This is a genomic window from Cryobacterium sp. LW097, from assembly GCF_002205495.2.
GTDB classification, from domain to species: domain Bacteria; phylum Actinomycetota; class Actinomycetes; order Actinomycetales; family Microbacteriaceae; genus Cryobacterium; species Cryobacterium zongtaii.
Window position 1 is genome coordinate 467,230 of record NZ_CP021992.1, and the last position, 24,834, is coordinate 492,063.

Below are 24,834 nucleotides of genomic sequence, written 5' to 3' on the forward strand. Positions count from 1 at the left end.
CATGTCGACGACTGACCAGACCCACGCCCCCGCCGCACGGGCGAAAGCCCCGCGGATGTCCCGCTACACCAGCGAGAAGAAGGCCGGCAAGTCCACCCAGGGCCTGCACACCAAGAAGTCCATCATTCTCACCATCATCATGGGCGCCCTGCTGATCTACAGCCTGCTGCCCCTGTTCTGGCTGTTCGTGAACTCCACCAAGACCCAGGCCGAGCTGCTCAACTCGTTCGGCCTCTGGTTCTCGGGCGACTTCGCCCTCTGGGACAACATCGTCGCCACCCTCACCTACAACGACGGCGTCTTCGTGCGCTGGTTCGGCAACACGGTGCTCTACGTCGTCGTCGGCGCCGGCGGCGCCACCTTCCTCGCGGCGCTCGGCGGCTACGGCCTGGCCAAGTTCAACTTCCCCGGCAAGAAGGCCGTCTTCGCCGTCGTGCTCGGCGCCGTGGCCATCCCCGGCACGGCCCTGGCGGTGCCGACCTTCCTCATGTTCAGCCAGATGGGCCTCACCAACACCCCGTGGGCGGTCATCCTGCCCTCGCTGATCAGCCCGTTCGGCCTCTACCTGATCTGGACCTACGCCATGGACGCGGTGCCCACCGAGGTTCTCGAGGCCGCGCGAATGGATGGTTCGGGTGAGTTCCGCACCTTCTTCACCATCTCGCTCAAGCTGCTGGCCCCCGGCCTCGTCACGGTGCTCCTGTTCACCCTCGTGGCCACCTGGAACAACTACTTCCTGCCCCTGATCATGCTCAGCGAACCCACCTGGTACCCGCTGACCGTGGGCCTGAAGCAGTGGAACATGCAGGCCCAGACCGTGGGCGGCGACGTCATCTACAACCTCGTCATCACCGGGTCGCTGCTCACGATCGTGCCGATCGTCGTGGCGTTCCTGTTCCTCCAGCGCTACTGGCAGTCCGGCCTCGCCGCCGGCTCCGTCAAGTCGTAGCCCCACTACCGTTCCACCCCCGCACCATCCGTCATCCGCAGCACCGAACATCCGTTTACAAGGAAGTGAAAGGCACCCCAATGAAAGCACCACACAGCAACACGCGCCTGCGCCGCACCGCACTCGCCGTCGCCACCGGACTCGCCCTGAGCGTCTCCCTGGCCGCCTGCGCCTCCACCGGCGGAGGCGGAGCCGAGACCGGCACCGCCGCCGACATCGAGGCCGCTCTGCAGGAGGAGACCACCCTCACCGTCTGGGCCTGGGCCCCGGCCGTGGAAGACATCGCCACCGCATTCGAAAAGAAGTACCCCAACGTCACGGTCGACGTGGTCAACGCCGGCACCGGCAACGACCAGTACATCAAGCTGCAGAACGCCATCAAGGCCGGCTCCGGCGCACCCGACGTGGCCCAGATCGAGTACTACGCGCTGCCGCAGTTCGCTCTCTCCGAGGCCCTCGTCGACCTGAGCGACTTCGGTCTGGACTCCCTCGAGGACCAGTACACCGCCAGCACCTGGGGATCGGTGAACCTCGACGGCGGCGTCTACGCCCTGCCACAGGACTCCGGCCCCATGGCCATGTTCTACAACCAGGCCGTGTTCGACCAGTACGGCCTGACCGTGCCCACCACCTGGGACGAGTACATCGCCACCGCCGAGAAACTCCACGCGGCCAACCCGAACGCCTACATCACCAACGACACCGGCGACGCGGGCTTCGCCACCAGCATGATCTGGCAGGCCGGCGGCCAGCCGTTCACCACCACCGACTCCACGAACGTCGAGATCAACCTGCAGGACGAGGGGTCGAAGAAGTTCGCCGACACCTGGAACCAGCTGATTGAGAAGGACCTCATCGCACCGACCACCAGCTGGAGCGACGAGTGGTACCGAGGTCTGGGCGACGGCACCATCGCCACCCTCAACATCGGCGCCTGGATGCCCGGCAACCTGGAATCCGGCGTGCCGGAAGCCTCCGGAAACTGGCGTGTGGCCCCGCTGCCCGTCTATGAGGCCGGCGACACCGCCAGCGCCGAGAACGGTGGCGGCGGCGACGCCGTGCTCGCCCAGAGCAAGAACAAGCTCGCCGCGGCCGGCTTCGTCGAGTTCATGAACTCCGGTGAAGGCACCCAGATCTCCATCGACGCCGGCGGCTTCCCCTCCACCGTCGCCGACCTCGAGTCCGAGGAGTTCCTCGGCGCCGAGAGCGAGTACTTCGGCGGCCAGAAGATCAACGAGGTCCTCGTCCAGTCCGCCAAGGACGTCGTCGAAGGCTGGAGCTACCTGCCGTTCCAGGTCTACTCGAACAGTATCTTCTCCGACACCGTCGGCCAGTCCTACGCCGACAAGTCCGACCTCAACACGGGCCTGACCGACTGGCAGAAGGCCATCGTCGCCTACGGCAACGAGCAGGGCTTCACGGTCACCGAGTAACGCAGCGGCACAGGGTGGGCCCGTCCGACCGGACGGCCCACCCTTTGCGCACCATCAGCTTCCAACCAGAGGATCTCCTTCGTGTTTCACGCCCGGCTCAGCATCTCCCGCGACGACATCGTGGCCCCCGTCTCACCCCGGCTCTTCGGTTCGTTCGTCGAGCACATGGGCCGTTCGGTGTACACGGGTATCTACGAACCCGGGCACCCCACCGCGACCGCGGATGGCTTCCGCCAAGACGTGCTGGACCTCGTGCGTGAGCTGAACCCCAGCCTGATCCGCTACCCGGGCGGCAACTTCGTATCGGGTTTCCGCTGGGAAGACAGCGTCGGCCCCGACCGCCCCACGCGCCTGGACGTGGCCTGGCACTCCGTGGAGACCAACGAAGTTGGCCTGCACGAATTCGCCGACTGGGCCGAGAGCGCCGGCGTCGAGATCATGCAGGCCGTGAACCTGGGCACCCGGGGCATCACCGAGGCCGCCGCCCTGCTCGAATACTCCAACCACCCGGCCGGCACCGCGCTCAGCGGCCAGCGCCAGGCCAACGGCCGCACCGAACCGTTCGGCATCCGCGTCTGGTGCCTGGGCAATGAGATGGACGGCCCCTGGCAGATCGGCCACAAGACCGCAGAGGAATACGGCCGACTCGCCGCCGAAACCGCCCGCGTGATGAAGTGGGTCGACCCCACCATCGAACTCGTCGTCGCCGGCAGCTCCAACGCCGAGATGCCCACCTTCGGCAGCTGGGAACGCACCGTTCTCGAGCACACCGCGGAGCTCGTCGACCACATCTCCCTGCACGCCTATTACGAGGAAAAGCCCGGCGACCTCGGCAGTTTCCTCGCCTCCGGCGTGGGCCTTGACCGCTTCATCGGCGACGTCGCCCACATCATCGACGAGGTCACCGTGGCGCAGGGCCTCGACAAATCCATCGGCATCAGCGTCGACGAGTGGAACGTCTGGTATCAGACCCGGTTCAACGAGGTCGACAAGGAACCCCTGTTCACCGGCGACTGGAACACGCAGCCGCGCCTGATCGAGGACGAATACAACGTCAGCGACGCCGTGGTGGTGGGGTCCCTGCTGATCTCCTTGCTGCGGAACAGCGATCGGGTCAGCATGGCCAACCTCGCCCAGCTCGTGAACGTCATCGCGCCGATCCGTTCCGAGCCCAACGGTCCGGCCTGGCGCCAGACCACCTTCTTCCCGTTCGCCCTCACCGCAACCGCCGCCCACGGCGACGTGCTGGCCGCCACCATCCACTCCGACACCTACGACACCAGGGAACACGGCACCGTCGACCTATCGGATGCCGCGGTGACCGCTACCGACGAGGAGATCGTCTTGTTCCTTGTCAACCGTTCCAGCTCCGACCCGCTCACCCTCGAGGTAGACCTGGCCGGCGCCCCCGCCGGCTCGGTGCTCTCAGCGCAGAGCCTGTTCGCGCCGGAGGGTGGGGACCGGTTCGCCACCAACACTGTTGATCATCAAGACACCGTGCACCCGGTCGACTTGACGGACGTGACACTGGCCGACGACGGCACCGCCGCCACGGTCGTGCTGCCCGCGCTGTCCTGGTCGATCGTGCGTCTGGCCGCCAAGGCTGCAGCATGAGCGCCGTGAGCACGGTCTCGACCAACGAGCATCGCTGGGTGCGCTGGCCCGAGGCGCACACCCTCGCCGACGGCACCGAGAGCCTGCCCGCCGACGCCGCCCGCATCGGCTACGGCGCCGACTACAACCCCGAACAGTGGCCCGAAGAGGTCTGGGCCGAAGACATGCGCCTGATGCGCGAGGCCGGTGTCAACATCGTCAGCGTCGGCATCTTCTCCTGGGCGCTGCTGCAGCCCACCCCGGACAGCTGGGATTTCGGTTGGCTCGACCGCGCCATCGATCTGCTGCACGCCAACGGCATCGCCGTCGACCTGGCCACCGCCACCGCCAGCCCGCCGCCGTGGCTCACCGAGCTGCACCCGGAGGTGCTGCCGGTGAACCGGGTCGGCGAAACCATCTGGCCCGGCGGCCGCCAGCAGTGGCGCCCCACCTCACCGGTGTTCCGCCGCTACGCGCTGGCCCTGGTCGAGAAAATGGCCGAGCGCTACGCCAACCACCCGGCCCTGTCGATGTGGCACATCAGCAACGAGCTCGGCTGCCACAACGTCTACGACTTCTCGGACGACGCGGCAGCGGCGTTCCGCGCCTGGCTCGAGGCCCGCTACGGCACTCTCACCGAACTCAACCGGGCCTGGGGCACCGCCTTCTGGTCGCAGAACTACACCTCCTGGAACCAGATCCTGCCGCCGCGGCTGGCCGCGACGCATCCGAACCCCACCCAGCAGCTCGACTTCGCCCGGTTCTCGAGCGACGCCCTCAAGGGCTACCTCGTCGCCGAGCGGGAGATCCTGCGCCAGATCACGCCCGACGTGCCGATCACCACCAACTTCATGGTGATGGGCGAGTCCCGCGGCATGGACTACGCCGACTGGGCCGGCGAGATCGACCTGGTCTCCAACGACCACTACCTGCTCGTGGCCGACCCCGCCGCGTTCGAGGAGCTGTCGTTCTCGGCCAACCTCACCGGCCAGATATCCGGCCGGGCGCCGTGGTTCCTGATGGAGCACTCCACCAGCGCCGTCAACTGGCAGCCGGTGAACCAGGCCAAAACCCCCGGCCAGCTGCGCCGGGACAGCCTCACCCACCTGGCCCACGGCGCCGACGCGATCTGCTTCTTCCAGTGGCGCCAGTCCTTGGCCGGCGCCGAGAAGTTCCACTCCGCGATGCTCCCGCACGCGGGGGAGAACAGCTCGGTGTTCCGCAGCGTCACCCGCTTCGGCGGCGAACTCGCTTCCCTGGCAGAGGTCGCCGGCAGCCGCACCAAGCAGGCCCGCATCGGAATCCTCTTCGACTGGGACTCCTGGTGGGCCTCCGAACTCGACTCGCACCCCACCGAGCTGCTGCGCTACAAGGCCGAGGCCATGGCCTGGTACACCGCCGCGCTCACCATTGGCCTGCAGGCCGACATTGTGCCGGCCCGGTCGGTGCTGAACGGTCACGGCCTCGCCGGGTACGACCTCGTCATCGCGCCGATGCTCTACATAGTGCCGCAGCCGCTGGCGGATGCCCTGGCCGACTACGCCCGCACCGGCGGCCACCTGGTGGTCGGCGTGTTCTCCGGCATTGCCGACGCCGACGACCACATCCACCCCGGCGGTTACCCCGGCGCGTTCCGCGAGCTGCTCGGCGTGCGCGCCGAGGAGTTCGGCGGCCTGCAGCCGGGCCAGACCGTCGGCCTGTCCGGCGACCTGCCGGCCGGGTCAACCGGGTCGCTGCTCACCCACGACGTCACCGTGGCCTCCGATGTCCAGGTGCTCGCCCGCTTCCAGGACGGCCCGTTCCCCGGTGTGCCGGCGGTGACCAGCCGCGTGGTCTCGACCGAGTCCGGCGGCCGGGCCAGCTTCGTCGCCACGGTCCTCGACCCCGACGCGTTGGTGGCTTTGGTCGGCCGGTTCGCCGCCGCCGCCCACATCGTCTCGCCGCTGCCGAGAGACGCGCACGGCATCGTGCAGCTCGCCGTGCGCCAGTCCGACGACATGGACTATCTCTTCTACATCAACCACTCCGACAAGGCCGTGACCGTGCCGCTGGGCAAGGCCGATGGCACGCTCGTGGCCGTCGACCTCGGCGGCAGCACCCTCGCCGCGGACTCGCTCACCCTCCCGGCCACCGGCGTCGCCGTGCTCGGCCGCGCCCGAACGGCGGCCTGATCATGGGCGCGTTCGAGATCGGCGACGAGCACTTCCTCCTCAACGGTGAGCCGTTCCGGGTGCTCGCCGGGGCCATCCACTATTTCAGGGTGCACCCGGATCACTGGGCCGACCGCATCCACAAGGCCCGCCTGATGGGCCTGAACACCATCGAGACCTACGTGGCCTGGAACGCGCACTCGCCGGCTCGTGGCGGTTTCGACACCGAGGGCCAGCTCGACCTGGCCCGTTTTCTCGACCTGATCGCCGCCGAGGGCATGTACGCCATCGTGCGGCCCGGCCCGTTCATCTGCGCCGAGTGGGACAACGGCGGCCTGCCCGGCTGGCTGTTCACCGACCCGGCCGTGGGGGTGCGGCGGAACGAGCCGCTCTATATGGCGGCCGTGGCCGAGTACTTCGAGCAGCTGCTGCCGATCGTGGCGTCCCGGCAGATCGACCGGGGCGGCCCGGTCATCCTGGTGCAGATCGAGAACGAGTACGGCGCCTACGGCGACGACAAGGATTACCTGCGCGCGCTCGTCGAGCTCAACCGGGCCGGCGGCATCACGGTGCCGCTGACTACCATCGACCAGCCCACCGACCAGATGCTCTCCGACGGCAGCCTGCCCGAGTTGCACAAAACCGGCTCGTTCGGCTCCCGCGCTACCGAGCGCCTGGCCGTGCTCCGCCGCCACCAGCCGACCGGACCGCTGATGTGCGCCGAGTTCTGGAACGGCTGGTTCGACCACTGGGGTGCGCACCACCACACCACTTCCGCGGAGGACTCCGCCCGCGAGCTCGACGACCTGCTCGCCACCGGCGCCAGTGTGTCGCTGTACATGTTCACCGGCGGCACCAACTTCGGCTTCACCAACGGCGCCAACGACAAGGGTGTCTTCCAGCCCACGGTCACTTCTTACGACTACGACGCGCCCCTCTCGGAGAGCGGTGAGGTCACAGCCAAGTACCTCGCCTTCCGCGAGGTGCTCGCCAAGTACGCGCCGGTGACCGGGTCGTTGCCGGCCCCGGCCGCGCCCGCGCCGGCCTTCGAGGTCGCCCTCGACGAGTTCGTTTCGCTGTGGGACGCGTTACCCGAGCTGGCCGACATAAGCGCCGCTCCGACCGCCGGGCTGCCCAGCATGGATGCCCTCGGCCAGTACACCGGGTTCGCCCTGTACCGCAGCCGGTTGACTCCGGGTGCCCGCGTGCTGTCCTTCGGCGAGGTGCGCGACCGCGCCCAGGTTTTCGTCGACGGCAACCCCGTCGGTGTGCTGCAGCGCGACCACCATGACCGCTCGATCGGCCTACCGCCGGGGGAGCGCCTCGACCTGCTCGTGGAGGACCAGGGCAGGGTCAACTACGGCCCGCGCATCGGCGAGGACAAGGGCCTGATCGGCCCGGCCACCCTCGACGGTGTCACCCTGGCCGACTGGCAGGTGCTGCCGCTCGACGTCGACGGGTTCGTCGCATCCGGCAGCGCCCGCTTCGCCCTCGACCTCGCCGGTTCCGGCTCGCTCAGCGGTCCCGCGTTCGTGCGCGGCCGGTTCACCGCCGAGCCCGGCAAGGACCTGTTCCTCAGCACCGCCGGCTGGGGCAAGGGCCAGGTCTGGATCAACGGGTTCAACCTCGGCCGGTTCTGGGACCGTGGACCGCAGACCACCCTCTACGTGCCCGGTCCGGTGCTGAGGGCCGACAACGAGCTGGTCATCCTCTGCCTGCACGGCACCGAGAGCACCCTCGCCCACTTCGTCCCCCGCCCCGACCTAGGCCACACCGACTTCTAGCCCGCCCAACTGTTCCCCGAGCGGACAATTGCACCCCTTGGGTTCAGGGGGTCGTTGCAACACCTGATTGATTGAGGTGTTGGTTATGGGTGGTCGTGTTGGGTTTCCGCGTGAGGTTCGTCGTCGGTTCTGGGAGGAGCTCAGGGTCGGCGGCACGGTCACGGATGCGGCTGCCGGCGCGGGGGTGAATCGGTCGACGGCTGCGAACTGGGTAAGTCAGGCTGGCGGGATGGTTCCCCCGCGCGTTGACCCGTCGAGCCGTTTGACGTTCCTCGATCGGGAGGAGATCTGGTTTGGCCGTTCTCAAGGCGAAAGCATGCGCTCGATCGCGGCCCGGCTTGGGCGGGCGCCGTCCACGATCAGCCGCGAACTGCGCGGCGGGATGACGAGGCGCGGGTATCGTCCGTCGTTCGCTGAGCAACAGTCCCGGTATCGAGCGCGCCGGCCCCGCGGCGGGAAGCTGGCCAATAACGACCGGTTGCTGGAATACGTGCAAACTGGGTTGAGCGCCGAACACAGCCCGGAGCAAATCAGTCTGCGGCTGCGGCGAGACTTCCCCGACGACATGGAGATGCGGGTGTCTCACGAGACGATCTATCAGGCCCTCTATGTTGAAGGGCGCGGCCAGCTGCGCCGCGACCTGGTTACGGCGCTGCGGACCGGGCGGACGTTGCGCAAATCTCAGGGTCGGCAACAACCCGGATCGCGCATCCGCGACATGGTCATGATCACCGACCGGCCCGCGGAGGTCGAAGACCGCGCCGTTCCCGGCCACTGGGAAGGCGACCTCATCACCGGCGCCGGAAACGCCTCAGCGATCGGCACCCTGGTTGAGCGCGCAACCGGATATTTGATGCTGCTGCACCTCCCCGAGAAACACGGCGCGATCGAGGTTCGCGACCAGATGATCATCGCGATCGAGAAGATGCCCGCAGAACTGCGCAAAACAGTGACCTGGGACCAAGGCATCGAGATGGCCAAGCACCGAGACATCACCATCGCCACCGGCATCGACATCTACTTCTGCGACCCGCACTCGCCCTGGCAGCGCGGCTCGAACGAGAACACCAACGGGCTGTTACGGCAGTACTTCCCCAAGGGCACCGACCTCTCCGGCTACCACCCCGAATACCTCGAATTCGTCACCGACAAGCTCAACGACCGACCACGAAAACGGCTCGACGCAGCCACCCCGCGAGAAGCCCTGCATCAGCTACTCTCAGACCAAGAAAACAGCGGTGTTGCATCGACCAGTTGAATCCACCCCCGGTACGCCGGGCGCAATTGTCCGATTCGGGCACAGTTGCGCCGCCTCGCGTGCTCGGCGGGTCCGGAAGGCCCGGCGCCATGGGTGCGCATTGGACAATCCCGGAGTGCTTAGGTTACCCTAACCAAGGTCCAGTAAGGATTGCCTAACCTAAGTGCCCCAGGAGGCCCCGCCGATGTCCCTCACCCGCCCTCTCGCGACCCTCTCGTTCGCCCTGGCCTCCGCGCTGATCCTCGGCGGTTGCGCGTCAACCGAGGCCGACGCCGGCACTGCCGGCACCGCCGCAACCCCCGCGGCCACGACGGTGTCGTTCTCGTGGGACCGCAATATCGCCGGCGAAGGCGAAGACCCGCAGTACGAGGCGACCACGGTCGAGGTGCCCACCAACCCCCAGAACATCGTGGTGTTCGACATGGCCAGCCTCGACACCATCGGAGCCCTCGGCGGCGAGATCTCCGGCGCCCCGCTGGACTCGGTGCCCGACTACCTGCGGGAGCACCTGGCCAGCGAAGCATTCAACGCGGGCACACTCTTCGAGGCCGACCTCATCGCGATCGAGGCAGAGCAGCCCGACCTCATCGTCATCGGCGGCCGCTCGGCGGCGCTCTACGAAGACCTCAGCGCGATCGCGCCCACCGTCGACCTGAGCATCAGCGGCTCGTTCCTCGAGACTCTCGAGCGCAACACCGAGTTCCTCGGTGAGGTGCTCGGCGCTCAGGACGAGGCCGCGGCCGCCCTGGCCGACCTCGAGGCCGGTATCGACGACGCACAGGCCGTGACGGCGGATGCCGGCACCGGCCTGGGCCTGATGGTCTCCGGCGGCAAGCTCAACGCCATGGCCCCCGCCGGCGCCGACGCCACCGGGCGCAACGCCCGCGGCGGGCTGATCTACGACGTGTTCGGCGTCACGCCCGTCGTCGAAGAGATCGAGGCGGCCACCCACGGTGAGCCGGTCTCGTTCGAGTTCCTGCTCGAGCAGAACCCCGACTACCTCTGGGTCGTGGACCGTGACGCCGCGACCGGCACCGAGGACGCCCAGGCGGCCGCGACCGTTCTCGACAACCCGATCGTCAAGCAGACCACCGCCGCGCAGCAAGACCAGATCGTCTACCTCGACCCCACCGCCTGGTACATCGTGTTCGGCGGCATCACCACCACGCAGCTGATGATCGACGACGTCCTGCAGATCGCCGAGTGACCCCCGGGATCGCCCGCACACTGTGACCGACCTCCTCACCCGTCGCACCCCCACCCCGGTGTCCGCCCGTCCGCGGCGCACCGGGGTGGGGGTGCTCATTGGCGCCATCCTCGTGATCCTTGCGAGCGCGAGCCTGTTCATCGGGGTCTCCGATGTCTCGCCGCTTGCGCTGCTCACCGGCGGGCCCGACAGCAGTGCGGCGTTCCTCCTGGTGACCAGCCGCATCCCACGCACCGTCGCCGTTCTCCTGGCCGGCGCGTCCCTGGGCATCGCCGGCCTGATCATGCAGATGCTGGTGCGCAACCGGTTCGTCGAGCCCGGCACCACCGGGGTCACCGAATTCGCCACACTCGGAATGCTGATCAGCACCGTTTTCTGGCCCGGGATGGCGGTGGTCGGCAAGATGGCCGTCGCCGCGGTGTTCGGGCTGCTGGGCACCTGGGTGTTCCTGAGGGTCGTGCGCGCGGTGCCCGTGCGCCAGCTGGTGCTCGTGCCGTTGGTGGGCATCATGCTCGGCGGCATCGTCGGGTCGGTCACGGTGTTCTTCGCGTATCGGCTCGACCTGCTCCAGTCGCTCGGGCAGTGGTCACAGGGCAGTTTCGCCTCGGTGATGCAGGGCCGCTACGAGTTCGTCTGGATCGCCGGGGCCATGGTGGTCGTGGCCTGGTTCGCCGCGGACCGGTTCAGCGTCATCGGCACGGGCGAGGACTTCGCCACCAACCTCGGCCTCGACTACCGCCGCGTCGTGGCCGTGGGCATGGTCATCGTCGCCCTCATCACGGCGTCGGTCCTCGTGACCTCCGGGGTGATCCCGTTCCTCGGCCTGGTGGTGCCCAATGTGGTCAGCCTCATCATCGGCGACAACGCGCGTCGGTCCATCCCGTGGATCGCCGGCCTCGGCGCCGTGTTCGTGATCGCCTGCGACATCGTCGCCCGGGTGGTGCGCTTCCCCTACGAGATCCCGCTGTCGGTCATCGTGGGCATCATCGGCGCCGCCCTGTTCCTCTGGCTGCTACTGCGAAGGAGGGGTCGTGCTCACTGACACCGTCACCGGCCGCACGCCGGCGCCCGCCCGGCTCGGCCCGCTCTGGGCCCGCCCCGGGCTGCGGTTGGCCCTGCTCGCGATCGTGGCGCTCGCCCTGGTCGCGGTGTATTTCTTCACGGATGTGCCCGGCTCGTTGGCCTTCGCGGTCAAGATCCGCAGCCTCACCGTGCTCGCCATGCTGCTCGTCGCCACCGCGGTGGGCGTGTCCACCGTGGTGTTCCACACCATCACACAGAATCGCATCCTCACCCCGTCGATCATGGGGTTCGACGCCTTCTACGTGCTCATCTCCACGGTGATCGTGTTCTTCTTCGGCTCGGCGTCGTTCCTGGGCGCCGACCCACTCACCCTCTGGCTCGTACAGGTCGTGGTGATGGTGGCGTTCAGCGTGTTCCTGTTCACCTGGCTGTTCGGCGGCAAACGCCGCTCGATCCACCTGATGCTGCTGGTCGGCATTGTGCTGGGCACCTTTTTCCGCAGCTTCACCGAGTGGATGCAGCGGATGCTCGACCCGCTGGACTTCCAGGTGCTCTCCGACGCGATGTTCGCGTCGCTGACCCGCCCCGACGAGACCCTGTTGCTGCTCACCGGCGCCGTCGTGCTGCTCGCCTGCGCCGCCGTCCTGCCGCTGCTGCGCATCCTCGATGTGTTGACCCTGGGGGAGCCGGCGGCGGTCGGACTGGGGGTGAACCATCGGCGCACTCTGCTGATGCTGTTCACCATCGTGTCGGTGATGATCGCCGCGTCGACCGCTCTGGTCGGGCCGATCCTGTTCTTCGGCCTCATCGTCGCTAACCTCGCGTACTCCTACGCCGGCACCTTCCGCCACGTGTGGACGCTGCCGACGGCCGTGCTCATCGGGGTGATCTGCCTGCTCGGCGGGCAGATCGTGCTCGAGCAGGTGTTCAACCTCGGCGGCAGCCTCTCGATGATCATCGAGTTCGCCGGCGGGCTCTTCTTCCTCTACCTGGTTCTGCGAAAGGGGGCGCGATGATCGTGCTCGACGGCGTCAGCAAGCGCTACAACGGTCACACCGTGCTCGATGAGGTGAGCATCGCGTTCGGTGCTGAGGGGGTGACCGCGCTCATCGGCCCCAACGGTGCCGGCAAGTCAACCCTCTTCGGTGTCGTGGGGCGCCTCATCCGTCCCGAGGCGGGCAGCGTCGCCGTGGACGGTTCGGACGTGGCCACCGCCCGGTCGAGCGACCTCGCGAAGACCCTCGCCGTGCTCCGTCAGGACAACCACATCGCCGCGCGCCTCACCGTGCACGACCTCGTCGAGTTCGGCCGGTTCCCGCACTCGAAGGGACGACTCACGGTCACCGACCGCGACCACGTCGACCGGGCCATCGACTACCTCGAGCTTGATGACTTTCGCAACCGGTTCCTCGACGAGCTCTCCGGCGGGCAACGGCAGCGGGCGTTCATCGCGATGGTGCTCGCGCAGGACACCAAGTACATCTTGCTCGACGAGCCGCTGAACAACCTCGACCTGCGCCATATGACCGAGATCATGAAGCTGCTGCGCCGAATGGCCGACGAGCTCGGCAAACGTGTCATCGTGGTGCTGCACGACATCAACTTCGCCGCCACCTACTCCGACCGCATCGTCGCCATCCGCGATGGCCGGGTCGTGGCGGATGCCGCCGCGGCCGAGATCATGCGCCCGGAGGTTCTCGAGGCGGTCTACGACACCAAGGTCGACGTGCGCCAGATCGACGGCCGCCCGGTCGCCCTCTACTACTCCTGATCCGCGCGGGCTCGCCCCAGCCGCGCTCGCCTTTAGGTACCGCCGGCCGAGCCGGGCGGATGCGCCTCCGCCGCCCTGTGCACCATCCACCCGGGGTGTCAGTGGCAGCAAGTACGATTGACCTCGTGGTTACCGCCCTGTATCGCCGTTACCGGCCAGAGACTTTTGCCGAAATGATCGGTCAGTCCCAGGTGACCGATCCGCTCATGACCGCCCTGCGCACCAACAGGGTCAATCATGCCTACCTCTTCAGCGGACCCCGCGGCTGTGGCAAGACCACCTCCGCCCGCATCCTCGCCCGCTGCCTCAACTGCGCAGAGGGCCCCACCGACACCCCCTGCGGCGTCTGCCCCAGCTGCGTTGAGCTCTCCCGCGACGGCAGCGGCTCGCTCGATGTGGTCGAGATCGACGCGGCCAGCCACAACGGTGTCGACGACGCCCGCGACATCCGCGAACGCGCCATCTTCGCGCCGGCCCGCGACCGCTACAAGATCTTCATCCTCGACGAGGCGCACATGGTCACCCCGCAGGGCTTCAACGCGCTGCTGAAGATCGTGGAAGAGCCGCCGGAACACGTGAAGTTCATCTTCGCCACCACCGAGCCCGAGAAGGTCATCGGCACCATCCGTTCGCGCACGCACCACTACCCGTTCCGGCTGGTGCCGCCGGCGCCCATGCTCGACTACGTGCAGCAGCTCTGCGACAGCGAGAACATGACCGTGGCGCCCGGCGTGCTGCCGCTCGTGGTGCGTGCCGGCGGCGGCTCGCCCCGCGACACCCTCTCGCTGCTCGACCAGCTCATGGCCGGCTCCGAGACCGACGCGATCGAGTACGAGCGCGCCGTGGCACTGCTCGGCTACACCCACGCGACCCTGCTCGACGACGCCATCGACTCCATCGCCGCCCGCAACTCCTCGGCCGCGTTCGACGCCGTCGACCGCGTCATCCAGACCGGTCAGGATCCCCGCCGCTTCGTCGAAGACCTGCTCGAGCGCATGCGCGACCTCATCATCGTTGCCGCCACGAGCGCCGCCGCCGCCGCGGCCGTGCTCCGCGGCGTGCCGCAGGACGAACTCGACCGTATGCACGTGCAGGCGTCCAAGTTCGGTCCCGCCGAGCTGAGCCGCACCGCCGACATCCTCAACGCCGCCCTCACCGAGATGACGGGCGCCACCTCGCCGCGCCTGCACCTCGAGCTGATGATCGCGCGCGTGCTCATCCCCGCCGCCGACGACAGCACCCGCGGCGCCCTCGCCCGCGTCGAACGTCTCGAACGCCGCATCGGCGTCGACGGCGGCAGCACGGATGCGCCGGCTGAGCCCGCTCCCGCCGCCACGGCCCCACGCACCCCGGCTGCTGCACCGGCGCCGCGCACCCCGGCCGCGGCATCGGCCCCGCGCCCTCCCGCCGCACAGGTTTCCCCTCCGGTCGCGACCCCGCCGGCTGCGACGACCGTCCCTCCAGCCGCCCCAGGCTGGGCCACCCGGACGCCGGGCACCCCCGCTGCCATGCCGGTCGAGCCCGCCGCGGCGGTCGCCACCAGCCCGGCTGCCGACGTGAGCCCCGATCGCGCCCAAGCCGACCGTCCCGATCCGACCGCCGAGACGCCGCCGCCCGCCGCCCCCGTCGTGCCCGTCGGTCCGGTCACCCTGGCCCAGATCAAGGACGCCTGGCCCCAGATCCTCGAGGCCGTCAAGGAGGTCAAGCTCAGCGCCTGGCTCGTGGTCTACACCGCCCGTGTGCTCGATCTGCGCGGCGAAGACATTCTCGTGCTGTCCTTCCCCAGCGAGCAGGACATGCAGGGCTTCAAAGCTCAGCAGGCTCCAGGCCAGGGCGTCAGCGAGTTCCTCCGCGGCGCCATCGTGAAGGTGCTCGGCCTGCGGGTGAAGTTCATCGCCCGCGCCGACTCCGAAACCTTCGCGCCCACTTCCGCACCCGCGTCCTCTGCCGAGGTGCCCACCTCCGGACCAGCTGCCCCGGTGCGCCAGGGTAACTCGTCCGCAGCAGGGCAAGGCCCGGAGGGGAACTCCCCGGCCGGCGCGACGCCAACCGCCTCGACGACAGGGTCAGCGCCCGCTGCCTCCGCGACGAGCACCACGCCGACCTCGGCCGCTGTCGATCTGCCTTCGTCCGGTCCCGCCGTCTTCGGCGGCCCGTCCGGCGATGCCACCTCCAGCTCCACCTCCGGTACCGGCCCGGCATCGGCCACATCCACCGGCACCGCGACGGCGACCCTCGCACCGCCGGCCACCTCCACAGGCTGGGCCACCGTGGTCATCCCCGGATCCGCTGCCGCCCTGGCCGCTGCCGAGACCGCGGCCGGTGAACCCATCGTTGTCCCGCCCGTCCTCGGGGCACCCGGCAGTGCATCCACCAGTGCACCCACCAGCGCCCCCACCGGCACACCCTCCGCCCCCACCGGCACACCTTCCGCCCCCGCCGGCACCCCGGACGCCAGGAGCGCCCCGGCCGACACCGCACCGTCGTCAGCACCAGCCGCCGCACCCACATCTGCCACGTCGCAGTCTGCGCCGCAGTCCGCGCCGTCCTACGACTACGCGCCCGAGCCCGACTTCGAGCCCCCCTTCGACGAGGAGCCGCCGCCCTACGACGACCTTCCGCCGGACCCGCAGCAGTTCGCCGCACCCCCGGAACCGCCCCGTGGCACCCGGCCGGCCACCCAGCAGGCCCCAGGCCAGCAGGCTCCCCGCCAGCAAGCCCCCGGCCGGCGTTCGCCCGCGTTCGCCGAGAAGCAGCGCTACGGCGAGGCCGTGGTGCGCGAGATCCTCGGCGCCACCTTCATCGAGGAACAACCGCACGACCCGATCTCGCGACAGAGGAACGATAACTAAATGTACGAAGGCATCGTTCAGGAACTCATCGACGAGCTCGGCCGGCTGCCCGGCATCGGCCCCAAGTCGGCGCAGCGCATCGCGTTCCACATCCTGCAGACCAAGAACTTCGACGTGACCCACCTGGCCAACGTGCTGCTCGAGGTGCGCGACAAGGTGAAGTTCTGCGAGATCTGCGGCAACGTGTCCGAGCAGGACACTTGCATGATCTGCCGCGACCCGCGCCGCAACCCCACCTCGATCTGCGTGGTCGAAGAGGCCAAGGACGTCGTCGCCATCGAGCGCACCCGCGAGTTCAAGGGTCTCTACCACGTGCTCGGCGGGGCGATCAGCCCCATCGACGGCATCGGCCCCGACGACCTGCGCATCCGTCAGCTGATGACGCGCCTCGCCGACAACACTGTGCAGGAGGTCATCATCGCCACCGACCCCAACCTCGAGGGCGAGGCCACCGCCACCTACCTCTCCCGCCTGCTGACCACCCTCGACATCAAGGTCAGCCGCCTGGCCTCTGGCCTGCCCGTCGGCGGCGACCTCGAGTACGCCGACGAGGTCACCCTGGGCCGTGCTTTCGAGGGCCGCCGCACCGTCACCAGCTAGCGCTCCGCCCGGTCGCCCGGGCTCCGCCGCGCCCCGGGAGCCCCACGCCACCCCGCCTCGCACACGGCGTCACATGAACGCCCGAGAATACGAACGCATTTAGGATGGGAGCGCGGGATGTCGCCGCGTACCCGGAAGCCAGGAGTGCCCACGTGAGCCTGATCGTGCAGAAGTTCGGCGGATCATCCGTTGCCGACGCCGAGAGCATCAAACGCGTTGCCAAACGCATTGTCGACACCAAGAAAGCCGGCAACGACATCGTCGTGGCCGTCTCCGCGATGGGCGACTCCACCGACGAGCTGCTCGACCTCGCCCACGAGGTCACCCCGATCCCGGCGCCCCGCGAGCTCGACATGCTGCTCACCGCCGGCGAGCGCATCTCAATGGCCCTGCTGGCCATGGCGATCAAGAGCATGGGCTACGACGCCCGCTCGTTCACCGGCAGCCAGGCCGGCATGATCACGGATGCCCAGCACGGCGCCGCCCGCATCGTCGACGTCACCCCCGGACGCCTGCGGGATGCCCTCGACGAGGGCGCCATCGCCATCGTCGCCGGTTTCCAGGGCTTCAACCGCGACACCAAGGACATCACCACCCTCGGCCGCGGCGGCTCCGACACCACCGCCGTCGCCCTCGCCGCCGCGCTCGGCGCTGACATCTGCGAGATCTACACGGATGTCGACGGCATCTTCAGCGCCGACCCTCGCGTGGTCCCCAAGGCGCACAAGCTCGAGCGGGTCTCCAGTGAAGAGATGCTCGAGCTCGCCGCCGCCGGCGCCAAGGTGCTCTACATTCGCGCCGTGGAATATGCCCGCCGGCACGGGGTCACGCTGCACGTGCGGTCGTCGTTCAACAACAACACCGGCACCATTGTCTACAACCCGGGCGCCACCAGCCCGTACGCCACCGAAATATTGAATGGAGAGCCCGTGGAAGAGCCCATCATCGCGGGGGTCGCCGCCGACCTCAGTGAGGCCAAGGTCACCGTCGTCGGTGTCCCCGACATCCCCGGCAAGGCCGCGCAGATCTTCAAGATCGTCGCCAAGACCAACGCCAACGTCGACATGATCGTGCAGAACGTGTCGGCCGCATCCACCGGTCTGACCGACATCTCGTTCACCCTGCCCAAGTCGGAGGGCCAGCAGGTACTCACCGCGCTCACCAACGAGCAGGCCAACGTCGGTTTCGCCGGCCTGCAGTACGACGACCAGATCGGCAAGCTCGCCCTGGTCGGCGCCGGGATGCGCACCAACACCGGGGTCTCGGCGAAGCTGTTCGAGTCGCTGTTCGAGGCCGGCATCAACATCGAGATGATCTCCACCAGCGAGATCCGCATCTCCGTTGTCACCCGCGCCGACACCATCAACCAGGCCCTGCGCGTGGTGCACACGGCCTTCGGGCTCGACAGCGACGACGACGCCGTCGTGCACGGCGGCACCGGCCGCTAAGGCCCCGTCCCGCCCGCACGGCAGCCAACTGTTGCCCATGCGGACTTCTGCGCCCGGTACGCCGGCACCATTTGTCCGCATCGGCAACAGTTGAACCCCGCGGGCACCCACCGGCCCGCCAGCCCACCGGATGCCAAAACCCGCGCACCCCCGGCATAACTCCTGCAATTTCTGCCAAAAACCCCCGTTTTGTCCCGTTTGGGCTCCAACCGGGGAGAATTGCAGGAGTTATGCGCATCCCGGCACAAGATCACCGGCACGAGACCGACCCGCACCAGACTTGACTGAGTAAGGACCACACAGTGACCAGCACCGCAGCCACCAGCACCGCAGCACCCCGCCGCGCCGGGATCAACATCGGCGTCGTCGGCGCCACCGGCCAGGTCGGCGCCGTCGTGCGGCGCCTGCTCGAGGAGCGCGACTTCCCGGTCGCCAGCATCCGCTACTTCGCGTCCGCGCGCTCCGCCGGCACCGTGCTGCCCTACAAGGGTGAGCGGATCGTCGTGGAAGACGCCTCCACCGCCGACCCCACCGGACTCGACGTCGCGATCTTCTCCGCCGGCGCCACCCTGTCCAAGAGCCAGGCGCCCCGGTTCGCCGCGGCCGGCGTCACCGTGGTCGACAACTCGTCGGGCTGGCGGATGGACCCCGACGTGCCGTTGGTGGTCAGCGAGGTCAACCCGGAAGCCATCGACCAGGCCGTCAAGGGCATCATCGCCAACCCGAACTGCACCACCATGGCCGCCATGCCTGTGCTCAAGGTGCTGCACGACGAGGCCGGCCTCGAACGGCTCATCGTGAGCACCTACCAGGCGGTCTCCGGCAGCGGCCTGGCCGGCGCCCAGGAGCTGGCCAGCCAGATCCGCGCCGCGGCCGGCGACGACAACCTCTTCCAGCTGGTACACGACGGCTCCTCGGTGAGCATGCCCGAGCCCACCATCTACAAGCGGCCGATCGCGTTCGACGTCATCCCGCTGGCCGGGTCGATCGTCGACGACGGTCTGTTCGAGACCGATGAGGAGAAGAAGCTCCGCAACGAGAGCCGCAAGATCCTCCAGCTGCCCGAGCTTCTCGTCAGCGGCACCTGCGTGCGGGTGCCGGTCTTCACCGGCCACTCGCTGTCGATCAACGTCGAATTCAGCAAGCCGATCTCCGTCGCCCGCGCCACCGAGCTGCTCAGTGACGCGCCCGGCGTGCAGCTGAGCGACATCCCGACGCCGCTGGAGGCCGCCGGCGCCGACCCGAGCTTCGTGGGCCGCATCCGTCAGGACCCCGGCGTGCCCAACGGCCGCGGCCTGGCGCTGTTCATCAGCAACGACAACCTGCGCAAGGGTGCGGCGCTGAACGCGGTGCAGATCGCCGAGCTCATCGCCGCGAAACTCGCGACCCACGTCGACATCGGATAGCCCCGCGGGCACGCCGCCGGGTCCGCTCCGCTATTGTCAGAGCTTGTGGAGACGATCAGGGCAGCAGGAACCGGGAGCCGGGTGGCTTTCGCCGTATTCGCGGCGACCGCGCTGGCGCTCATCGGCTCAGCACTCATCCAGCTCGTTCTCGGCGGCAACGCTGAACACCTGTTCATCGCCCTGATGGCCGTGGCCGTCACGGGCGTCCTCGAGATCCCCCGGCTCCGGCTGGGCACGGTGCCGCACCGCAGCCCGGTGGTCAGCCTGCCCATCGTGGTCGTCCTGGCTCTCGACCCGGTCTTCGCGCCGCTGATGTCGGTGGGCTTGGTCTGCCTGGGCGTTCTGATCGTGGTCTGGGTCCGCGCCCACCGGCCCGAATTGGCGTTGTACGCGGCCGGGCTCACGGGCCTGGGCGGTGCCGCGTTCGCGGGCGTCCTCGGCCTGCTCAAGTCCCTCGATGTGACCGCCGCCGGCGCAACAGCCGCCGCAGCGGTCGCCTACCTCACCACGGTGGTGGTCCTGGAGGCCCTCCGCCGGCGGTTCGACCGGCCCAGCCTCGACCTTGGCCCAGGACGTCACTACTCGGTGGCCCGCCTGGCCCTGATCGGCGGCGGGTTCGCCGGGTTCTGCTCACTGATCAGCCAGTGGACGCATCCGTTCTTCGACACCCGCACCGATACCCTCGCCACCGCCGTCACCCTGGTGCCCCTTGCGATCGTCGGCGTCGGCACGATCCTGCTCGTACGCGCCAAGGCGATGCGCCGCCGCCTGGCCGGCGTGGTCGACGGGGTCATCGACCTCAACGCCACGAACCACTTCGTCAAGTCCGGCGGGCAGGCCACGCCCATCACCATCAGCCCGGCCAGCAGCAGCGTCGACCTCGCCAGCGTGCTGCGTCGCGCCGCCATCGCCACGGTGGGCGTCGAATCCGCCGGCATCCGGCACGAGCCGGCCGGCCTGGGCGAGATCGACGCCCCGCTGTCGATCGGCGCGCTCGGCCAATACCTGGTGGCCCGCCGCGACGTGATGGACTACCCGTTCACCGGGGATGACCGACGCGCCCTGCAGGCCCTCGCGCACACCGCCGACGTGGTCTACGCCGCCCGGGAGAGCATCGGCGGCCTCACCATTCGCGCCAACACCGACCCTCTCACCGGGCTGCCCAACTATGGTGCCTTCCAGGATGCCCTGGCCAACATCAACGACCACCGCGACTACTCCGAGGCGCTGGCCGTGCTGTTCATCGACCTCGACGACTTCAAACGGATGAATGACCGCTACGGCCATCAGGCCGGCGATGAGATTCTCAGTGAGATCGGTCGTCGACTCAGCGCCGTCATCCGCCCCTACGACGTCGTCGCCCGCGTCGGCGGTGACGAGTTCGTCGTCATCCTCACCCGGCTGTCGTCGCTGGCCGAGGCGAAGCTGCTGGCCGAGAACATCATGGAGGCCACCGGCGAGCCCCTCGCCGTCAGTGGCACCGTGCTCAACCCGATCCTCAGCATCGGTCTGGCCTACTCCGCGCACCGCGAGACGGATGTCAACCAGCTGCTGCGCGACGCCGACCGCAGCATGCTCGCGATCAAGAAGTCCCGCCGCCGCGGCGGCCCGGCCAACGAGAGCAGCATCAACATCTCCGGGCACCGCTCGTCGCAGATGAACGACATTGTCGCTCGCGCCATCGACGAAGACCTGCTCGAACTGGCCTTCCAGCCGATCGTGAGCCTGGTCACCGGCCAGATCTGGGCCTTCGAGGCGCTGGTGCGGTACTCCGACCCCGAGCTCGGCCCGTTGTCACCGCCGTCGCTGGTGGAGAAGGCCAAGAGCCTCGGCCGGCTTGACGCGCTCACCCGCCAGGTGGCCCTGAAGGCGATGGCCGCCGCTGCGGACTTCCGCCTGATCGAACCGCGCATCGTCTGCATGACCATCAACGTCGAGGCCGGCCAGATCCTGCCGCAGCGGGTCGGCAGCTTCGTCGAAGAACTGGCTGACCGCTACCCGGGCATCTCGCTCTGCCTCGAACTCAACGAACGCTCTGTCGCCCGGGTGTCCACCGCGGTGCGCGCCCAGGCCGACCACCTCCGCGACATCGGCATCATGATCGCCCTGGACGACTACGGCTCCCAGGATTCCTCGGTCGACGCGCTGGTGCGGATGCCGATGGACATCCTCAAGATCGACAAGAGCCTCGTCGACGACCTCGACGATGTGCGCCAGCGTGAGGTGCTCACGGCCCTGCAGGGCTTCGGTGACAACCTCGAGTATTCGATGATCGTGGAGGGTGTCGAGAACGAGGCCATGGCCACCCATCTCTCCGCGTTGGGCATCCGCAGCGCCCAGGGTTTCCACTACGGCGTGCCGCGCAGTTTTGAAAAGACCCTCGCCCGCCTCGAAGAGTTCGGGGCTGCCGCGGTACTGCCCGTGCGCGCCGCGTCTGAGCTCCCCCTCTGAACGCTAGGGTCGCAGTATGGTCGAGCAGAGTTTGAGGTTGCCGCACGTCGGCGTGCGGGAGCGCGTTGAGCGGTCCGTTTTCCTCTCCCAGCTGCTCCTGGCCGCGGCTACCCTGCTGCTCGTCGCAGTCACGGTCGCCAAGGACGCGTCCATGTTCGTGGAGCCGCTCTACTTCCTCGGCGTCATGGTCATCTTCGCTACCACCGGACTGGCCGCCGCCGTGCCCTGGCGCCGGCTGCCCAAGATCTGGATCATCGTCCTGCCACTGCTCGACATCGTCGGGCTCACCCTGGCGCGCGAGGCGCAGCCGCAGCTCGGCGTCAGCTTCCTGCTGGTGTTCCCGGTGATCTGGCTGTCGACCCACTTCGGTCAGGCCGGCGCCGCCGGCAGTGTCATCTTCGCCAGCGTGCTGCTCTGGGCCGGCCTGCCGTTGAAGCTCTTCACCGACCCGAACAACGCCACCGGCTATGCCACCTCGCAGGCGCCGCTGCTGGCCGTCGTGACGATCATGCTCGCGTTCGTGGCCTCCGTCACCTACACCACCAACCGGCGAGCGCTGGCCCAGCGGGTGCTGCTCACCCAACAGGCCGGTCTGTTCGAGGCGGCCCTGCAGCGCTCCCGGCGCCAGGAGCAGACCCTCGACGAGATCTTCAACACCGTCGACTTCGGTGTGGTCGGCTACGACAGCGACGGACGGGTCAACTTCGTCAACCGGGCCCAGCGGTCCATGCTGACCCGGTTCGGCGTCAGCGACGGCATCGGCCTGGCCACCATCGTCTACAAGGAGGACGGTGTCACGCCCTTCGACGGTCCCGACCGGCCCACCCAGCGCGCCATCCGCGGTGAAACCGTTGACAGGGTCACGGTGTGGCTGGGTTCCCCCGACCAGCCGCAGGCCGCCGTGCTCGTGTCGGCCCGGCCCATCCACGACCACACCGGCCGGTACGACGGCGGCGTGATCGTGACCCGCGACGTCACCGCCGAGGTGCGGGCCGTGCAGGCCAGGGACGACCTCGTCGCCTCGGTCTCCCACGAGCTGCGCACCCCGCTCACCTCGATCCTGGGCTACCTCGAACTCGCTCTCGACGACGAGACGATCGACCCCGACACCCGTCGGATGCTCGAGATCGCGTCGAAGAACTCCGACCGGCTCCTCGAAATCGTCTCCGGCCTGCTCACCGCGGCCAGCGAGTCCAAAGAGGGTTTGGCGCTCACCGTCGCGCCCTGCGACCTGTCCGCGATCATCACGGAGGCCGTCGAGTCGGCCGAGCCGCTCGCCGCGCAACGCGGCATCCGGTTCGAACTGGCCGAGCTGGCGCCGATCACGGTCACCGCGGATGCCTTTCGGCTGCGCCAGGTGATCGACAACATCTTCTCCAACGCGATCAAGTACAACGTGGAGTCCGGCAAGGTCAGCGTCGAGGTGCTGGAGGTGTCCTGCGGCATCGAGGTGCGCGTCGCCGACACCGGCCGGGGCATGAGCGAAGACGAACAGGGCAACCTCTTCGACAGGTTTTACCGGGCCGACTCGGTGCGGGGCTCCAGCGTGCACGGCACGGGACTGGGCCTGAGCATCAGCCGGGACATCATGCGCGAACACGGCGGCGATCTGCGCCTGGAGTCGACCAAAGGCAAGGGGACGACGGCAATCGCCACGCTCCCGGTAAACAGAGGTTGAGCGTGGCACGCCGCGCTCAACGGGGGACAACATGCACCTAGACGGACCCACCCTGCAGATGATCAGTGGGTTGATCACGATCCTGTGCGGGGTCTCATTCATCTTCAACACCGCGCTGAACCGCAACGACCCGCCGGGCCGTTTGTGGAGCCTCGCGTTCGTGGCGGGCATCATGGTGGCCGTCGGTTACGGCGTCTACATCGTCAGCGCCGAGGCATGGTGGTCGATCACGTTCGCCAACGTGTCCCTGGTCATCGCCGTCGGCGCGCTCTGGTCGGGCAGCAGGGTCTACAACGGCCGCGGCTCCGGCTTCGCCGTGGTGGGGGGCCTGGCCCTGGTCGTGGGCGTCATCAGCCTCCTCCCCGGCGCTGACGGCGGCGAGTGGGCCGGGGCTGCCCCGCTCTGGCTCGTCGTGGCGCTGATGGGCGCCTTGGGCGGCACCGAGGCCCTGCGCGGCCGTCTCCGCCGCAACGTCAACGGGCGGATCTTCGCGCTCGTGCTCTTCGTCGTCGCCCTCTTCTACTCCGGCCGCGCCATCGTCTTCACCGTGGACGGCGTCGACAGCGCCACCTTCATCACCTTTTTCAACTCGGGCACCACCTCGATCCTCAACATGGCGCTCATCGTGACGACCTGCGTCGCCACGTCGATCCTGCGCGCGGAGCGGGTTGGCAGCAACGCCGTCGGCGACATCACCGTGGGCATCCATTCGGCCGCGGGCGTGCTGTCCGGCACCGCGTTCCAGCAGGCCGCCACCGACCATCTGCAGCGGGCCGAACGGGCCGAGCTGGGCCTGGCCCTGATCGGCGCGGACATCGACAACCTCCCCGAGATCAACACGGCGTTCGGGCGCGTCACCGGTGACGAGGCCATCGCCCGCTTTGCGGACACCCTCCGCGGCAGCGCGCCACTATTGGCGCAGATCGGACACCCGGCTGCCGGCCGCTTCTACGTGCTGGCTGCCGTCGGATCCGCGACCGAGGCTCTCACCATCGTGCAGCGGATGCAGAACGCCCTCGTCGACGGACCGATGGGGGAGTCCTACAAAATCCGGCTCACCGCGAGCTTCGGCATCGCGGACACCTTCGACCACGGGTACGACCTCGCGGCCCTCACCGCCGCGTCCGGCCGGGCCATCGACGTGGTCAAGCGCCGCGGCGGCAACGACATCGCCGTGACCACCGAAGCCGCCGTCACCCGGGAACCCTAACCTCGAAACAGCCGGCGGCGG

General features: G+C 68.5%; 17 protein-coding genes. All 17 read left to right on the plus strand.

Going from position 1 to position 24,834, the window contains the following annotated elements:
* Nucleotide 1 precedes the first annotated feature (1 nt).
* Entirely contained in the window at nucleotides 2-949 is a 948-nt protein-coding gene (locus B7495_RS02220) for a carbohydrate ABC transporter permease (protein WP_121678465.1), read from the plus strand.
* Between the two features lie 80 nt (nucleotides 950-1,029).
* Complete coding sequence (locus B7495_RS02225) at nucleotides 1,030-2,382, plus strand: ABC transporter substrate-binding protein (RefSeq protein ID WP_088455137.1); 1,353 nt, start codon at nucleotides 1,030-1,032, stop codon at nucleotides 2,380-2,382.
* 81 nt (nucleotides 2,383-2,463) lie between these two features.
* On the plus strand, nucleotides 2,464-3,996 hold the full coding sequence (locus tag B7495_RS02230) for an alpha-N-arabinofuranosidase (protein WP_205748703.1): 1,533 nt from the start codon (nucleotides 2,464-2,466) through the stop codon (nucleotides 3,994-3,996).
* Nucleotides 3,993-6,146, plus strand: a complete 2,154-nt coding sequence (locus B7495_RS02235; protein WP_088455138.1) for a beta-galactosidase — start codon at nucleotides 3,993-3,995, stop codon at nucleotides 6,144-6,146. Before B7495_RS02230 ends, B7495_RS02235 begins: the two co-directional genes overlap by 4 nt.
* A 2-nt stretch (nucleotides 6,147-6,148) precedes the next feature.
* Nucleotides 6,149-7,909: a glycoside hydrolase family 35 protein gene (locus tag B7495_RS02240; RefSeq protein WP_088455139.1), complete on the plus strand. Its 1,761-nt coding sequence runs from the start codon at nucleotides 6,149-6,151 to the stop codon at nucleotides 7,907-7,909.
* Between the two features lie 85 nt (nucleotides 7,910-7,994).
* Nucleotides 7,995-9,167 carry an IS30 family transposase gene (locus B7495_RS02245; RefSeq protein WP_088454824.1) on the plus strand — a complete coding sequence of 391 codons (1,173 nt, stop codon included), beginning with the start codon at nucleotides 7,995-7,997 and terminating at the stop codon, nucleotides 9,165-9,167.
* Nucleotides 9,168-9,351: 184 nt separating this feature from the next.
* The gene (locus B7495_RS02250; RefSeq protein ID WP_205748704.1) at nucleotides 9,352-10,374 is read left to right on the plus strand and encodes a siderophore ABC transporter substrate-binding protein; all 1,023 of its coding nucleotides are present in this window, start codon (nucleotides 9,352-9,354) and stop codon (nucleotides 10,372-10,374) included.
* A gap of 22 nt (nucleotides 10,375-10,396) precedes the next feature.
* Complete coding sequence (locus tag B7495_RS02255) at nucleotides 10,397-11,416, plus strand: ABC transporter permease (RefSeq protein ID WP_205748705.1); 1,020 nt, start codon at nucleotides 10,397-10,399, stop codon at nucleotides 11,414-11,416.
* On the plus strand, nucleotides 11,406-12,413 hold the full coding sequence (locus B7495_RS02260; RefSeq protein WP_205748706.1) for an iron chelate uptake ABC transporter family permease subunit: 1,008 nt from the start codon (nucleotides 11,406-11,408) through the stop codon (nucleotides 12,411-12,413). The genes B7495_RS02255 and B7495_RS02260 overlap by 11 nt, the downstream gene beginning before the upstream one ends.
* Entirely contained in the window at nucleotides 12,410-13,168 is a 759-nt protein-coding gene (locus tag B7495_RS02265; RefSeq protein ID WP_088455140.1) for an ABC transporter ATP-binding protein, read from the plus strand. Before B7495_RS02260 ends, B7495_RS02265 begins: the two co-directional genes overlap by 4 nt.
* 125 nt (nucleotides 13,169-13,293) lie before the next feature.
* Entirely contained in the window at nucleotides 13,294-16,020 is a 2,727-nt protein-coding gene (locus B7495_RS02270; protein ID WP_088455141.1) for a DNA polymerase III subunit gamma and tau, read from the plus strand.
* On the plus strand, nucleotides 16,021-16,620 hold the full coding sequence (gene recR, locus B7495_RS02275) for a recombination mediator RecR (protein ID WP_088455142.1): 600 nt from the start codon (nucleotides 16,021-16,023) through the stop codon (nucleotides 16,618-16,620).
* A 152-nt stretch (nucleotides 16,621-16,772) separates the two neighbouring features.
* Nucleotides 16,773-18,068 (plus strand): aspartate kinase, encoded by a 1,296-nt coding sequence (locus B7495_RS02280; RefSeq protein ID WP_088455143.1) that lies wholly within the window; start codon nucleotides 16,773-16,775, stop codon nucleotides 18,066-18,068.
* A 302-nt stretch (nucleotides 18,069-18,370) separates the two neighbouring features.
* The gene (locus B7495_RS02285) at nucleotides 18,371-19,474 is read left to right on the plus strand and encodes an aspartate-semialdehyde dehydrogenase (protein ID WP_088455144.1); all 1,104 of its coding nucleotides are present in this window, start codon (nucleotides 18,371-18,373) and stop codon (nucleotides 19,472-19,474) included.
* Between the two features lie 81 nt (nucleotides 19,475-19,555).
* The gene (locus B7495_RS02290; protein WP_088455145.1) at nucleotides 19,556-21,925 is read left to right on the plus strand and encodes a bifunctional diguanylate cyclase/phosphodiesterase; all 2,370 of its coding nucleotides are present in this window, start codon (nucleotides 19,556-19,558) and stop codon (nucleotides 21,923-21,925) included.
* A gap of 16 nt (nucleotides 21,926-21,941) precedes the next feature.
* Complete coding sequence (locus B7495_RS02295; protein ID WP_088455146.1) at nucleotides 21,942-23,603, plus strand: cell wall metabolism sensor histidine kinase WalK; 1,662 nt, start codon at nucleotides 21,942-21,944, stop codon at nucleotides 23,601-23,603.
* A gap of 31 nt (nucleotides 23,604-23,634) precedes the next feature.
* Nucleotides 23,635-24,813, plus strand: coding sequence for a GGDEF domain-containing protein (locus tag B7495_RS02300; RefSeq protein ID WP_088455147.1), 1,179 nt, complete (start codon nucleotides 23,635-23,637; stop codon nucleotides 24,811-24,813).
* The last annotated feature ends 21 nt before the right edge of the window (nucleotides 24,814-24,834 follow it).